The sequence below is a fragment of the Streptomyces coerulescens genome (assembly GCF_042657965.1).
GTDB classification, from domain to species: domain Bacteria; phylum Actinomycetota; class Actinomycetes; order Streptomycetales; family Streptomycetaceae; genus Streptomyces; species Streptomyces coerulescens.
Genome location: NZ_JBHSKM010000012.1, coordinates 189,936 through 204,149, shown reverse-complemented (window position 1 = coordinate 204,149; position 14,214 = coordinate 189,936). Strand labels below are relative to the sequence as shown.

Sequence of the window (14,214 nt, the reverse complement as noted above, 5' to 3'; positions counted from 1 at the left end):
GGTGCCGTGTACGGCGGGTCAGGCATCCAGCGCGGGCAGCACCCGCTCGCAGAACAGCCTGAGACTGCGCCACCCCTCCTCCACGGGCATCCCGCCCGACAACGGGTGCAGTACGTAGTTGTCGAAGCCCAGCGCCGCGCACTCCTCTGGCGTCACGATCCGGTACACGCCCTCGGCCCGCAGTTCCTCCACCGTCGTGGCCGCCGACTTCACCGCCGAGCGGATCTCGCCGGACTGCCAGGAGGCGTAGGTGCGGGCCTCGTGCAGGAAGTGCCGGCCGTGCTCGGCCCAGGTCCGGTCCGGGTCCTCGGCGATGTGCAGCAGCGGCGTCTCGGCGGCCGGCATCATCGTCCAGCCCTCGGTGCCGTACTCCACCAGCCGCTCCTTGTAGTACGCCTCCAGCTCCGGCAGATGCGCGCTGGGGAAGAACGGCAGACCGAGGCGGGCGGCCCGGCGGGCGGCGGCCTTCGAGGAGCCGCCGACCAGCAGCAGCGGGTGCGGGTCGGTGAACGGGCGCGGGGTGATCCGTACCGTACGGCCCCGGTACTCGAAGGGCTCGCCGGTCCACGCCTTCAGCAGCGTCTCCAGCAGCTCGTCCTGGAGCCGGCCGCGCCGCTTCCACGCGACGTCGAACAGGGCGTACTCCTCGGGCCGGTACCCGATCCCGGCGACCGTGACCAGCCGGCCGCCGCTGAGCAGGTCCAGGACCGCGATCTCCTCGGCGAGCCGCAGCGGGTCGTGCAGCGGGCCGATGATCGCCGAGACGGTGACCGCGAGGCGCTTCGTCGCCCCGAAGACCGCTGCCGCGAAGGCGAAGGGGGAGGGAAGCCAGTTGTTGGCCGCGCCGTGGTGCTCCTCCGTCTGCACTGTGCTGATGCCGTGCTCGTCGGCGTACGCGGCCATCTCCAGGGCCGCCCGGTAGCGGGCGGCGAGCGAGGCGGGGGTCGCGTCGGGCTCGACGAGGTTGAAACGTACGACCGAGACGGGCATGGGGGTCCCCCTTCACCGGGCGGGTATGAAGGCGGACGTTAGCTGACGGTGTGTCAGACATCCAGAGGGGTGTCGCCCCACTCCATGGCCGATACTGGACGGGTTATGGACATCGTCATCCTTGCTGTAGTCATCGCCGTGGTCGTGCTCGGCGCGCTCGGCGGGCTCATCGTCGGCACACGCCGTAAGAAGCAGCTGCCCCCGCCGCCGCCCGCCGCGCCCGACATCACCGCCCCACCGGCCGAGCCGCACGTCGGCGACGAGGCCGAGACACCGCGCGACGAAGAGCGCCGGACCATAGAGGAGGTGGACCTTCCCGACGGCTCTACCGGGGTCGCCGTCGAGGAACCGCCCGTCGTCGAAGAGCTCCCGCCGACCGAGATCGAGGTGCCGGAGCCCACCGCCGGCCGCCTGGTCCGGCTGCGCGCCCGGCTCTCCCGCTCGCAGACCGCCCTCGGCAAGGGGCTGCTCACGCTTCTGTCGCGCGAGCACCTCGACGAGGAGACCTGGGAGGAGATCGAGGACACGCTGCTCACCGCCGACGTCGGCGTGGCCCCCACCCAGGAACTGGTCGAGGGTCTGCGCGAGCGCGTGAAGGTCCTCGGCACCCGCACCCCCGTGGAGCTGCGCGGCCTGCTGCGCGAGGAGCTCCTGAAGCTGGTCGGCACCGACATGGACCGTGTGGTCAAGACCGAGCCCGAGGCCAGCAAGCCCGGCATCGTGATGGTCGTCGGCGTCAACGGCACCGGCAAGACCACCACCACCGGCAAGCTCGCCCGCGTCCTCGTGGCCGACGGCCGCAGCGTCGTCCTGGGCGCCGCCGACACCTTCCGCGCCGCCGCCGCCGACCAGCTCCAGACCTGGGGCGAGCGGGTCGGCGCCCACACCGTGCGCGGTCCGGAGGGCGGCGACCCCGCCTCCGTCGCGTTCGACGCGGTGAAGGAGGGCAAGGAGATGGGCTCCGACGTGGTGTTGATCGACACCGCCGGGCGCCTGCACACCAAGACCGGCCTCATGGACGAGCTCGGGAAGGTCAAGCGGGTCGTGGAAAAGCACGCGCCGCTGGACGAGGTGCTGCTCGTCCTGGACGCCACCACCGGCCAGAACGGTCTCGTGCAGGCCCGGGTCTTCGCCGAGGTCGTCGACATCACCGGCATCGTGCTGACCAAGCTGGACGGCACCGCCAAGGGCGGCATCGTCGTCGCGGTGCAGCGCGAGCTGGGTGTGCCCGTGAAGCTGATCGGGCTGGGAGAGGGCGCCGACGATCTGGCGCCGTTCGAGCCGGAGGCGTTCGTTGACGCCCTTATCGGCGAGTGACCATCCGCCCAAGGCGACCTGCCACGAAGAAGCGCCCGCCCCCCAAGGTGCAGTTGGGGGACGGGCGCTTCGCTATGTACGTCTAGGCGCGCGACCGGTGTGCCACGTAGGCCAGCGTGCCCAGCAGCAGCCGGGCCGCCGGTGGCTTTGTCGCCGTGTCCAGGGCCGGCGGCCTCAGCCAGCGCACCGGGCCCAGTCCGCCCCGGTCGGACGGCGGGGCCGTGATGTGCTCACCGGGGCCGAGGCCGCGCAGATCGAGGTGGGTCGGGTCGTCCCAGCCCATGCGGTAGAGGATCTCCGGGAGCTCGGCGTCGGCACCGGGGGCGACGAAGAAGTGCGCGCGGCCGTCGGGGGTGGCGGTGACCGGGCCGAGGGGCAGGCCCATGCGTTCGAGCCGGGTCAGCGCGCGGCGTCCGGCGGACTCGGCCACCTCGATGACGTCGAACGCCCGCCCGACCGGCAGCATGACCGCGGCGCCCGGGAACTCCGACCACGCCTTGGAGACCTCGTCGAGCGTGGCGCCGGCCGGCACCTGGGGCGCGAACTCCAGGGGGTGTGCGCCGGGCGCGCCGCAGTCGGACCGGCCGCACGAGCAGGCGCCCGCGGCGGCGCGCGCGCCGGGCACCGTGTCCCAGCCCCACAGTCCGGTGAACTCGGCGACGGCGGTGCACTCCGAGGCGCGGCCGCGTCGCCGCGAGCCGGATCGCATCTCCCGGATGCCGCCGATCGTGAAGCCCATGCCCCCTCCAACGGTCCAGCGCGCCGGTGGTTACGACGCGAATGCGGAACGTGACTCTGTGTGTTCCTCGACGGTCGGGTACCCGTTTTGCGCCGCTCGGTCCACGCGGCGCTTCGGAGTGCCCCGGGTGGTGGGCCGGGCGACACGCGCCCCTGAGTGCTTCGCTCCGCCCACTTCCGGCCGTCCTATGTCAAGTGAATCGCGTGGAGGCGACCGTTAGTTCATTCGAAGGGGTGGCGAATGGTGGCGATTCAGGGATCGCCATGGCTGGAGCCGTGATCGTAGGATTACCGTGAGTGCACGGAGCTTCGGGGCACATGCGCTCGTGGGTATGCCGCAGGCAAGTCGGCTTTCCGTTCGAAGGGTGAGAACTGCCGGACGGGCGACCGTATTTACCGGCATTCTGATAGGGCTTGGCGCACTCGGTGACAAGTGGTCCAAGGGATGGGGGCGTTCCAGTGAGCGGCAACAGCGAAGGCGGTACGAGTGCCAGTGGCACATCGCACGCTGACAAGCGCCCGAACGAGCTCCTCATGTCCTGGTTCGTGCGCAGCGGCTGGTCGAAGGGCGAACTCGCCCGCCAAGTGAACCGCCGGGCCCGCCAGTTGGGTGCCAACCACATCTCCACCGACACCTCCCGCGTACGCCGCTGGCTGGACGGTGAGAACCCCCGCGAGCCGATCCCCAGGATCCTGTCCGAGCTGTTCTCCGAGCGCTTCGGCTGTGTCGTCTCCGTCGAGGACCTCGGTCTGCGCGCCCCCCGTCAGTCACCCTCCGTGTCCGGTGTCGACCTGCCCTGGACGGGTCCGCAGACGGTGGCCCTGCTCAGCGAGTTCTCTCGCAGCGACCTGATGCTGGCGCGGCGCGGCTTCCTCGGAAGCTCGCTCGCCCTCTCCGCGGGCCCGGCGCTCATCGAGCCGATGCAGCGCTGGCTGGTCCCCGCGCCGCCCGCCCCGTACCACGAGCCCCGCGCCGTCCCGTCCTCACGCGCGCGTGGCCGGCTCTCCAAGCCCGAGCTGGACCTGCTGGAGTCCACCACCGTGATGTTCCGGCAGTGGGACGCCCAGTGCGGCGGCGGCCTGCGCCGCAAGGCGGTCGTCGGCCAGCTGCACGAGGTGACCGACCTCCTCCAGGAACCACAGCCGGAGTCCACCACCCGCAAGCTGTTCAAGGTCGCCGCCGAGCTGGCCGAGCTGGCCGGCTGGATGTCGTACGACGTCGGACTCCAGCCCACCGCGCAGAAGTACTTCGTCCTCGCGCTGCACGCCGCCAAGGAGGCCGGCGACCGGCCGCTCGGCTCGTACGTCCTGTCCAGCATGAGCCGCCAGATGATCCACCTCGGCCGGCCCGACGACGCCCTGGAGCTGATCCACCTCGCGCAGTACGGCAGCCGGGACTGCGCGAGCCCGCGCACCCAGTCGATGCTGTATGCGATGGAGGCCCGCGCGTACGCCAACATGGGCCAGCCCGGCAAGTGCAAGCGGGCCGTGCGGATGGCCGAGGACACCTTCGCCGAGTCCGACGAGTGGGACGAGCCGGACCCCGACTGGATCCGCTTCTTCTCCGAGGCCGAGCTGTACGGCGAGAACTCCCACTCCTTCCGCGACCTCGCCTATGTCGCGGGGCGCAGCCCGACGTACGCCTCGCTGGCCGAGCCGCTGATGCAGCAGGCCGTGGACCTGTTCGCGAAGGACGGCGAGCACCAGCGGTCGTATGCGCTGAACCTCATCGGTCTGGCCACGGTCCATCTGCTGCGGCAAGAGCCGGAGCAGAGCGCGGTCCACGCCGAGCGGGCCATGGCGATCGCCAAGAAGGTGCGCTCCGAACGCGTCAACACTCGTATTCGAAAGACGGTCGACACGGCCGTACGCGATTTCGGGGATCTCGCCGAGGTCGTGGACCTCACCGACAAGCTCGCCGTCGAGCTCCCGGAGACCGCCGAGGCGGTCTGACCCCCAGGGGCGATCCCCTGGAACCCCAGAACCCCGGCCGCGGCCGGCCCTCCCGAACTGCCCGACTCGGCTCCCCCATGCCAGGTCATCGGAAGGCCGACCGCGGCCGGCTTCTTCCCTTCAATGAAGGTTGCGCCACGATAACGATCAGGCGGCCGAACATCCGGCAGTTCATCGAGGCGTAACACGCAGGGCGCCTTCGTCACGGCGGCGAAACAACGAGGGGCTTCCACCGAAACGGCGCTGCGCCAATCTCTTGGCGCATAACCGGCCCACCCCTCAATCCGCTCAGGCTTCGCCCGCACGGGGCCGTACCAATGACGAGGAGACGCCGATGGCATCAGCCGCCATCACGCTTGCGGCGGACGCACCCACGCTGTCGTCCGCCAACACAGGCTTCATGCTCATCTGTTCCGCCCTGGTGATGCTCATGACCCCGGGCCTGGCCTTCTTCTACGGAGGCATGGTCCGCGTCAAGAGCACCCTGAACATGCTGATGATGAGCTTCATCAGCCTGGGGATAGTCACCATCCTGTGGGTGCTCTACGGCTTCTCCATGGCGTTCGGCACCGACTCCGGCAGCCTCATCGGCTGGAACTCCGACTGGGTGGGCCTCAGCAACATCGGCCTGACGGAGCTGTGGGACGGCTACACCATCCCGATCTTCGTCTTCATGGTCTTCCAGCTGATGTTCGCGATCATCACGCCGGCCCTGATCAGCGGTGCGCTCGCCGACCGGGTGAAGTTCACGGCGTGGGCGCTGTTCATCGCGCTGTGGGCCACGGTCGTCTACTTCCCGGTCGCGCACTGGGTGTGGGGCGCCGGCGGCTGGGCCTTCGAGCTCGGTGTGATCGACTTCGCCGGTGGTACGGCGGTCCACATCAACGCCGGTGCCGCGGCTCTCGGTGTGATCCTCGTCATCGGCAAGCGCGTCGGCTTCAAGAAGGACCCGATGCGCCCGCACAGCCTCCCGCTGGTCATGCTCGGCGCCGGGCTCCTGTGGTTCGGCTGGTTCGGCTTCAACGCCGGCTCGTGGCTCGGCAACGACGACGGCGTCGGCGCGCTGATGTTCGTCAACACGCAGGTCGCCACCGCCGCCGCCATGCTGGCCTGGCTCATCTACGAGAAGATCCGCCACGGCGCGTTCACCACGCTGGGCGCCGCCTCCGGCGCGGTCGCCGGTCTGGTCGCCATCACCCCGTCCGGCGGCGCGGTCTCCCCGCTCGGTGCCATCGCGGTCGGCGCCATCGCCGGTCTGCTGTGCGCCATGGCCGTGGGCCTGAAGTACAAGCTCGGCTACGACGACTCGCTCGACGTCGTCGGCGTCCACCTGGTCGGCGGTGTCGTCGGCTCCCTGCTGATCGGCTTCTTCGCCAGCGGCAAGGGCCAGTCCGAGGTCGAGGGCCTCTTCTACGGCGGCGGCCTGACCCAGTTCTGGAAGCAGTGCGCCGGTGTCTTCGCGGTCCTGGCCTACTCGCTGATCGTCTCCGCGATCCTCGCCTTCATCCTCGACAAGACCATCGGCATGCGGGTCTCCGAGGACGACGAGGTCGCCGGCATCGACCAGGCCGAGCACGCCGAGACCGCATACGACTTCAGCGGCGCCGGCGGCGGCGCCGCCCGTACCGCCGCCGCCCCGGCCCCCGTCGCGGCAGCCGCGAGCAAGAAGGTGGACGCATGAAGCTCATCACCGCCGTCGTCAAGCCCCACCGGCTCGACGAGATCAAGGAAGCCCTCCAGGCCTTCGGAGTCCACGGTCTGACCGTCACCGAGGCCAGCGGTTACGGTCGTCAGCGGGGCCACACCGAGGTCTACCGCGGTGCCGAGTACACCGTCGACCTGGTCCCGAAGATCCGCATCGAGGTCCTGGCCGAGGACGACGACGCCGAGCAGCTGATCGACGTCATCGTCAAGGCCGCCCGCACCGGCAAGATCGGTGACGGCAAGGTCTGGTCCCTGCCGGTCGAGACGGCCGTACGGGTACGGACCGGCGAGCGCGGGCCCGACGCGCTCTGAGGCAGGGAAACAGAACAGGAGTCGCTGGGTGACGAGCACGGACGTTTCCAAGGATGCAGAGGACTCGGGACCCAGCGGCTACGCGGCGGCCCGGCTGCGTCTCCTCACCGAGGGGGCGCGGTCCGGGCCGCCGCGCCGTGCCGCCCTCGCGGAGCTGACCGACGAGTGGCTGACCGGACTGTTCGCGGCCGGTGCCTCCGCGGCCGGCGCGGAGGGGATGCGCGGTGTCTCCCTGGTGGCGGTCGGCGGGTACGGCCGCGGTGAGCTGTCCCCGCGCAGCGACCTGGATCTGCTCCTGCTGCACGACAGCGGCGACAGCAAGGCCGTGGCTGCGCTGGCCGACCGCATCTGGTACCCGGTGTGGGACCTCGGGCTCGCCCTCGACCACTCCGTGCGCACGCCGGCCGAGGCCCGCAAGACGGCCGGCGAGGATCTCAAGGTCCAGCTGGGCCTGCTGGACGCCCGGCACATCGCCGGTGACCTGGGCCTCACGGCCGGGCTGCGCACCTCGGTCCTCGCCGACTGGCGCAACCAGGCCCCCAAGCGGCTGCCCGAACTCCAGGAGCTGTCCGCCGACCGCGCCGAGCGCCAGGGCGAGCTGCAGTACCTCCTGGAACCCGACCTCAAGGAAGCCCGCGGCGGTCTGCGGGACGCCACCATCCTGCGCGCCGTCGCCGCGTCCTGGCTGGCCGACGCCCCGCGCGAGGGCCTCGACGACGCCCGGCGCCGGCTGCTCGACGTACGTGACGCCCTGCATCTGACGACCGGGCGGGCGACCGACCGGCTCTCGCTCCAGGAACAGGACCAGGTCGCCGCCGAGCTCGGGCTGCTCGACGCGGACACCCTGCTGCGGCAGGTGTACGAGGCGGCACGGGTGATCTCGTACGCCAGTGACGTCACTTGGCGTGAAGTGGGGCGCGTGCTGCGGGCACGCGCCGTACGGCCGCGGCTGCGCGCCATGCTGGCCGGCGGGAAGCCCACCGCCGAGCGCTCCCCGCTCGCCGAGGGCGTCGTGGAGCAGGACGGCGAAGTCGTGCTCGCCCGTGCCGCACGCCCCGATCGCGACCCCGTGCTCCCCTTGCGGGCCGCGGCGGCCGCCGCCCAGGCCGGGCTGCCGCTCTCCCTGCACGCCGTACGGCGGCTGGCGGCCACCGTGCGCCCGCTGCCCGCGCCCTGGCCCGCCGAAGCGCGTGAGCAGCTCGTCACCCTGCTGGGCTCCGGCCGGCCGACCGTCGACGTATGGGAGGCCCTGGAAGCGGAAGGGCTGATCACGCACTTCCTGCCCGACTGGGAGCGAGTGCGCTGCCGGCCGCAGCGCAACGCCGTGCACATCTGGACCGTCGACCGGCACCTGATCGAGACGGCCGTGCGTGCCTCCGAGTTCACCCGCCGCGTCCACCGCCCCGACCTGCTGCTGGTCGCCGCGCTGCTGCACGACATCGGCAAGGGCTGGCCCGGCGACCACTCGGTGGCCGGCGAGATCATCGTCAAGGACGTGGCCGCGCGCATCGGCTTCGACCGCGACGACGTGGCCGTGCTCTCCACCCTCGTACGTCATCACCTGCTGCTCGTCGAGACGGCCACCCGGCGCGACCTGGAGGACCCGGCCACCGTGCGCTCGGTCGCCGAGGCCGTCGGCTCGCAGGGGACCCTGGAGCTGCTGCACGCCCTGACCGAGGCGGACGCCCTGGCCACCGGTCCGGCGGCGTGGTCGTCCTGGCGCGGCTCGCTCGTCGCCGACCTGGTGAAAAGGGTCGCGGCCGTGCTCGCCGGGGACGACCCGGACGAGCCCGAGGCCGCCGCGCCCACCGCCGAGCAGGAGCGGCTCGCCATCGAGGCGATCGCCACCGGCAGCCCCGTACTGGCGCTGCGCGCCCAGACCGAGCCGCCGACGCAGGAGCAGGGCCCGGGCGGCCCCGAGCCGCTCGGCGTGGAACTCCTCATCGCCGTCCCCGACCAGCCGGGCGTGCTGCCCGCCGTGGCCGGCGTCCTCGCGATGCACCGCCTGACCGTGCGCACCGCGGAGCTGCGGGCGCTGGACCTGCCCGACGGCGTCGACGGCTCCGTCCTGCTGCTGAACTGGCGGGTCGCCGCCGAGTACGGCTCCCTGCCGCAGGCCACCCGGCTGCGCGCCGACCTCGTACGTGCCCTGGACGGCTCCCTGGACATCGCGGGCCGTCTCGCCGAGCGGGACGCGGCCTATCCGCGCCGCCGGGGCGTGGTGGCGCCACCGCCGAGGGTGACGGTGCATCCGGCCGCCTCCCGGCTGGCCACGGTCATCGAGGTGCGCGCCCAGGACGCGCCCGGGCTGCTGTTCCGGATCGGCCGGGCCCTGGAGGACGCGAGCGTGCGGGTGCGCAGCGCACACGTCAGCACACTGGGCGCCAACGCCGTCGACGCGTTCTATGTCACAGGGCCCGGAGGGGCCCCGCTGCCCGGTGAGGAGGCGGCGGCCGTGGCACGCAAGCTGGAGGAGACGCTGCGGGGGTGAACCCGGGGATCCCGGCAACCTGTGCCGCCGGGATACCCTGGAGGGCGATTCCCAGCTGCCACCGACCCCGAGGACCGCGAGCGCCGTGTTCGATACTCTCTCCGATCGCCTCTCAGCGACTTTCAAGAACCTGCGCGGCAAGGGACGGCTCTCCGAGGCGGACATCGACGCCACCGCGCGCGAGATCCGCATCGCACTCCTCGAAGCGGACGTGGCGCTGCCCGTCGTCCGGACGTTCATCAAGAACGTCAAGGAACGTGCGATGGGCGTCGAGGTCTCCAAGGCGCTGAACCCGGCCCAGCAGGTTCTGAAGATCGTCAACGACGAGCTCGTGACGATTCTCGGTGGCGAGACCCGCCGCCTGCGCTTCGCCAAGCAGCCGCCGACCGTGATCATGCTGGCCGGTCTCCAGGGTGCCGGTAAGACCACGCTCGCGGGCAAGCTCGGCCGCTGGCTGAAGGAGCAGGGCCACTCGCCGCTGCTGGTCGCCGCCGACCTCCAGCGCCCGAACGCCGTGAACCAGCTGAGCGTCGTCGCCGAGCGCGCCGGTGTCGCGGTCTACGCGCCCGAGCCGGGCAACGGCGTCGGTGACCCGGTCAAGGTCGCCAAGGACTCCATCGAGCACGCCAGGGCCAAGGTCCACGACATCGTGATCGTGGACACCGCCGGCCGCCTGGGCATCGACCAGGAGATGATGCAGCAGGCCGCGGACATCCGTGACGCGGTCTCGCCGGACGAGATCCTGTTCGTCGTCGACGCGATGATCGGTCAGGACGCGGTCAACACCGCCGAGGCCTTCCGCGACGGCGTCGGCTTCGACGGCGTGGTGCTCTCCAAGCTCGACGGTGACGCCCGCGGTGGTGCCGCCCTGTCGATCCGCCAGATCACCGGCAAGCCGATCATGTTCGCGTCGAACGGCGAGAAGCTCGACGAGTTCGACGCCTTCCACCCGGACCGGATGGCCTCCCGCATCCTCGACATGGGTGACCTGCTCACCCTGATCGAGCAGGCGGAGAAGACCTTCGACCAGGCCGAAGCCCAGAAGATGGCCGAGAAGCTGGCCTCCAAGAAGGGCCAGGACTTCACCCTCGACGACTTCCTGGCCCAGATGGAGCAGGTCAGGAAGATGGGCTCCATCAGCAAGCTGCTCGGCATGCTGCCCGGCATGGGGCAGATCAAGGACCAGATCAACAACCTGGACGAGCGGGACGTCGACCGCACGGCCGCCATCATCAAGTCGATGACCCCGGCCGAGCGCCAGGAACCGACGATCATCAACGGCTCCCGCCGCGCCCGTATCGCCAAGGGTTCCGGCGTCGAGGTCAGCGCGGTCAAGAACCTCGTCGAGCGGTTCTTCGAGGCCCGCAAGATGATGTCCCGCATGGCCCAGGGCGGCGGCATGCCGGGGATGCCGGGGATGCCGGGCATGGGCGGCGGTCCGGGCCGCACGAAGAAGCAGCCGAAGAAGGCCAAGGGCAAGCAGCGCTCCGGCAACCCGATGAAGCGCAAGCAGCAGGAGCAGGAGGAGGCCGCCCGCCGGGCCGCCGCCGCTCAGGCCGGGGGAGCCCTCGGGCTGCCGGGTCAGCAGGCCGGGCAGGACTTCGAGCTGCCGGACGAGTTCAAGAAGTTCATGGGCTGAGCCGGTACGGCTCCACGTCGCCGAGGGCGTCCCTCTCCACGAGGGGCGCCCTTTGCGCGTGCCGTGGCCCGCGCTCTGCCGTAACGTCCAGATATGAGCAATGCCGCGCCGCCGCGCAAGGCCCCTGACCAGCCGTGGCGCACGGAGGGCACCCCGGACGAGCCGCCCAGGAAGCCGGGCGGCCGGCGTCCACGCGGCCGCTGGTGGAGCCTGCTCGCCACCGCGGTGATCGTGTTCCTGCTGGCCTGGGTCGGACTGACGTACCTCGACCAGGGCAACGAGCCGACGATCTCCTACACGGAGTTCAGCCGGCAGGTGGACGACGGCAACGTCTCCAAGATCTACTCCAAGGGCGACGCCATCCAGGGCGAGCTGAAGAGCTCCAGGGACAACCCCGAGGGCGACGGCAAGTACACCAAGTTCAAGACGCAGCGCCCCGCCTTCGCCGACGACGACCTCTGGCGTGCGCTGAGCAGCCACGACGTCACCGTGACCGCGCAGCCGGTGGTCAAGCAGCGCGGCGTACTGGTCAACCTGCTGATCTCACTCGCGCCGCTCGTGATCATTGTCGCGCTGTGGCTGTTCATCGCCCGGCGCTTCGCCGGCGGCCGCGGCGGCGCGGGCGGCATGTTCGGACGCAAGGCGCCGCCCAAGCCGGTCGAGCTGCTGCCGGGCAAGCACCGCACGACGTTCGCCGACGTGGCCGGCATCGACGAGGTCAAGGGCGAACTGGACGACGTCGTCGACTTCCTGGAGCACCCCGACGCCTACCGCAGGATGGGCGCCAAGATGCCCCGCGGCGTGCTGCTCGCGGGTTCGCCGGGCACCGGCAAGACGCTGCTGGCACGGGCGGTGGCCGGCGAGGCGGGCGTGCCGTTCTTCTCGGCCTCCGCGTCCGAGTTCATCGAGATGATCGTCGGAGTCGGCGCATCACGCGTGCGTGAACTGTTCGCCGAGGCCCGCAAGGTGGCGCCGTCGATCATCTTCATCGACGAGATCGACACCATCGGACGGGTACGCGGCGGCGGCGCCTCGGTCAGCGGGCACGACGAGCGCGAGCAGACCCTGAACCAGATCCTCACCGAGATGGACGGCTTCTCCGGCTCGGAGGGCGTGATCGTGATCGCCGCGACGAACCGCGCCGACATCCTGGACCCGGCGCTGACCCGGCCCGGCCGCTTCGACCGGGTGGTCAACGTCTCCCCGCCGGACCGCCGCGGCCGCGAGGCGATCCTGGCGATCCACACCCGCGACATCCCCCTCGCCGAGGACGTGGACCTCGTCCAGCTCGCCCGCAAGACGCCCGGCATGACAGGTGCGGATCTGGCCAACCTCGCCAATGAGGGCGCTCTGCTCGCCGTCAAGCGGGGCCAGGAGCAGGTGACCGCCGCGGACCTCTCCGAGGCCCTGGAGAAGGTGCAGCTGGGCGCCGAACGCACCCTCGTGATGCCCGAGGAGGACCGCCGCCGCACCGCCTTCCACGAGAGCGGGCACGCCCTGCTCGGCATGCTCCAGCCGGGCGCCGACCCCGTCCGCAAGATCACCATCGTGCCGCGCGGCCGGGCGCTCGGCGTGACGATGTCGACCCCCGAGGTGGAGCGGTACGCGCACTCGGAGGAGTACCTGCGCGGCCGGATCATCGGCGCCCTGGGCGGCATGGCGGCCGAGGACGTGGTCTACGGCGTCGTCACGACCGGCGCGGAGAACGACCTCGAACAGGTCACCAACATCGCGCGCGGCATGGTGGCCCGCTGGGGCATGAGCGAACGCGTCGGCCGGCTCTCCGCGCTGCCGAGCGACGCCCAGCAGGCGTACGGGCTCTCCGCCGCACCGCGGACGCTCGACGTCATCGACGCCGAGATGCGCCGGATCGTCGACGACTGCTACGAGGAGGCCCTGCGCAAACTCCGCGACCACCGCGGCCGGTTGGACGCGCTCGCGGAGGCCCTGCTGGAGCACGAGACGCTGGAGGAGGCGGACGCGTACCGGATCGCGGGGATCACCCGGCTGAAGAAGGACGAGACCGAGTAGCGCGAAGCCCGGCGAGGCTGCGCGCCCCGGCTCAGGGCACGCGCGCGATGAGGTACCGGAACACGTTCGGCATCCACACCGTGCCGTCCGGCCGCTGGTGCGGATGCAGTGCCTCCGCCAGCTCCTTGTCGACCTGGACCTGGTCCGTCGCCCGGATCGCCGCGTCGAACAACCCCGTCGACAGCAGCCCCCGTACGGCACTGTCGACGTCCGCGTACCCGAACGGGCAGGCGACCCGCCCCGAACCGTCGGGCCGCAGACCCGCGCGCTGGGCGACCTCCTCCAGATCGTCACGCAGGGCCGGGCGCCAACTCCCCGTGCTGCGCAGGGGATCGGCCAGCTTCGTCGCGACCCGCAGCACCGACGACGTGGCGCAGCGCTCCGGCGGACCCCAGCCGGCCAGCACCGCCGGCGCCCCGCGCTCGGCGAGCGGAGTGACAGCCGCGAGCGCCTCCCCGAGACCCTCCGAGTCACCCGCGAGACACCCGATCGGCTCGAACGCGGTCACCAGGGTGTACGCGGGCGTCTGTGCGCCGGCCGCGTCCCCGGGCGAGCCGTCGACGAGCCGGACGTCGCCACGCGCGCGCGTGTCCCACGTCTCGGGCAGCAGACGCTGCCGTGCGAGAGTCAGCCGTTCGGGGCAGCCGGACTCGACACCGGTGACGGCCGCGCCTCTGGAAGCCGCCATCAGCAGGGCGAGCCCGCTGCCGCAGCCGAGGCCCAGCAGCCGGGTACCCGGGCCCACTTCCAGTCGCTCGTAGACGGCCTCGTAGAGCGGCACCAGCATCCGCTCCTGGATCTCGGACCAGTCACGCGCGCGTGCACACGGGTCCACACGGGGTGTCGCGCCCGTAGGGGACAGGTGCCGCCGCACGAGCGTAGGTGTCATGTAAAGCGCCCCATTCCGCCGAGAGTTGTCACTGTGCCCGATGCCGTAGCGCCCTGTGACGATGCGCTCACGCTCCCCCGTATGCCAGGTAACTCCGCGCCATGCGTCGCGTCCAGGGGTCTCGGGGCCCTGCTTGCGGGTTCCGGGCGT

At 71.3% G+C, this 14,214-nt stretch carries 10 protein-coding genes; 7 read left to right on the top strand and 3 right to left on the bottom strand.

Annotation, left to right across the window (positions count from 1 at the left end):
* Window positions 1-18: 18 nt before the first annotated feature.
* Window positions 19-990: an LLM class flavin-dependent oxidoreductase gene (locus tag ACFPQ9_RS20405; RefSeq protein ID WP_380854803.1), complete on the bottom strand. Its 972-nt coding sequence runs from the start codon at window positions 988-990 to the stop codon at window positions 19-21.
* Between the two features lie 105 nt (window positions 991-1,095).
* Here ACFPQ9_RS20405 and ftsY point away from each other — a divergent pair, with 105 nt between their 5' ends.
* Entirely contained in the window at window positions 1,096-2,307 is a 1,212-nt protein-coding gene (gene ftsY / locus ACFPQ9_RS20400; RefSeq protein WP_380854801.1) for a signal recognition particle-docking protein FtsY, read from the top strand.
* 82 nt (window positions 2,308-2,389) lie between these two features.
* On the opposite strand, the gene ACFPQ9_RS20395 is transcribed toward ftsY, so the two are convergent.
* Entirely contained in the window at window positions 2,390-3,046 is a 657-nt protein-coding gene (locus tag ACFPQ9_RS20395; RefSeq protein ID WP_380854799.1) for a bifunctional DNA primase/polymerase, read from the bottom strand.
* Between the two features lie 458 nt (window positions 3,047-3,504).
* On the opposite strand from ACFPQ9_RS20395, the gene nsdA reads away from it, so the two are divergent.
* The 6 genes from nsdA (at window position 3,505) to ftsH (ending at window position 13,175) form a co-directional block, all read left to right on the top strand.
* Window positions 3,505-4,998: a transcriptional repressor NsdA gene (gene nsdA, locus ACFPQ9_RS20390; protein WP_380854797.1), complete on the top strand. Its 1,494-nt coding sequence runs from the start codon at window positions 3,505-3,507 to the stop codon at window positions 4,996-4,998.
* 334 nt (window positions 4,999-5,332) lie between these two features.
* The gene (locus ACFPQ9_RS20385) at window positions 5,333-6,679 is read left to right on the top strand and encodes an ammonium transporter (RefSeq protein WP_380854795.1); all 1,347 of its coding nucleotides are present in this window, start codon (window positions 5,333-5,335) and stop codon (window positions 6,677-6,679) included.
* On the top strand, window positions 6,676-7,014 hold the full coding sequence (locus ACFPQ9_RS20380) for a P-II family nitrogen regulator (RefSeq protein ID WP_003997576.1): 339 nt from the start codon (window positions 6,676-6,678) through the stop codon (window positions 7,012-7,014). Before ACFPQ9_RS20385 ends, ACFPQ9_RS20380 begins: the two co-directional genes overlap by 4 nt.
* 28 nt (window positions 7,015-7,042) lie before the next feature.
* A complete protein-coding gene (locus ACFPQ9_RS20375) occupies window positions 7,043-9,505 on the top strand; it encodes a [protein-PII] uridylyltransferase (protein WP_380854793.1) in 2,463 nt (820 codons plus the stop codon).
* Window positions 9,506-9,590: 85 nt separating this feature from the next.
* Window positions 9,591-11,144 (top strand): signal recognition particle protein, encoded by a 1,554-nt coding sequence (gene ffh / locus ACFPQ9_RS20370; RefSeq protein ID WP_380854791.1) that lies wholly within the window; start codon window positions 9,591-9,593, stop codon window positions 11,142-11,144.
* A gap of 93 nt (window positions 11,145-11,237) precedes the next feature.
* Window positions 11,238-13,175: an ATP-dependent zinc metalloprotease FtsH gene (gene ftsH, locus ACFPQ9_RS20365; RefSeq protein ID WP_380854789.1), complete on the top strand. Its 1,938-nt coding sequence runs from the start codon at window positions 11,238-11,240 to the stop codon at window positions 13,173-13,175.
* A gap of 31 nt (window positions 13,176-13,206) precedes the next feature.
* Here ftsH and ACFPQ9_RS20360 read toward each other — a convergent pair whose 3' ends face one another.
* Entirely contained in the window at window positions 13,207-14,064 is an 858-nt protein-coding gene (locus ACFPQ9_RS20360) for an SAM-dependent methyltransferase (RefSeq protein ID WP_380854787.1), read from the bottom strand.
* Between the last annotated feature and the right edge of the window lie 150 nt (window positions 14,065-14,214).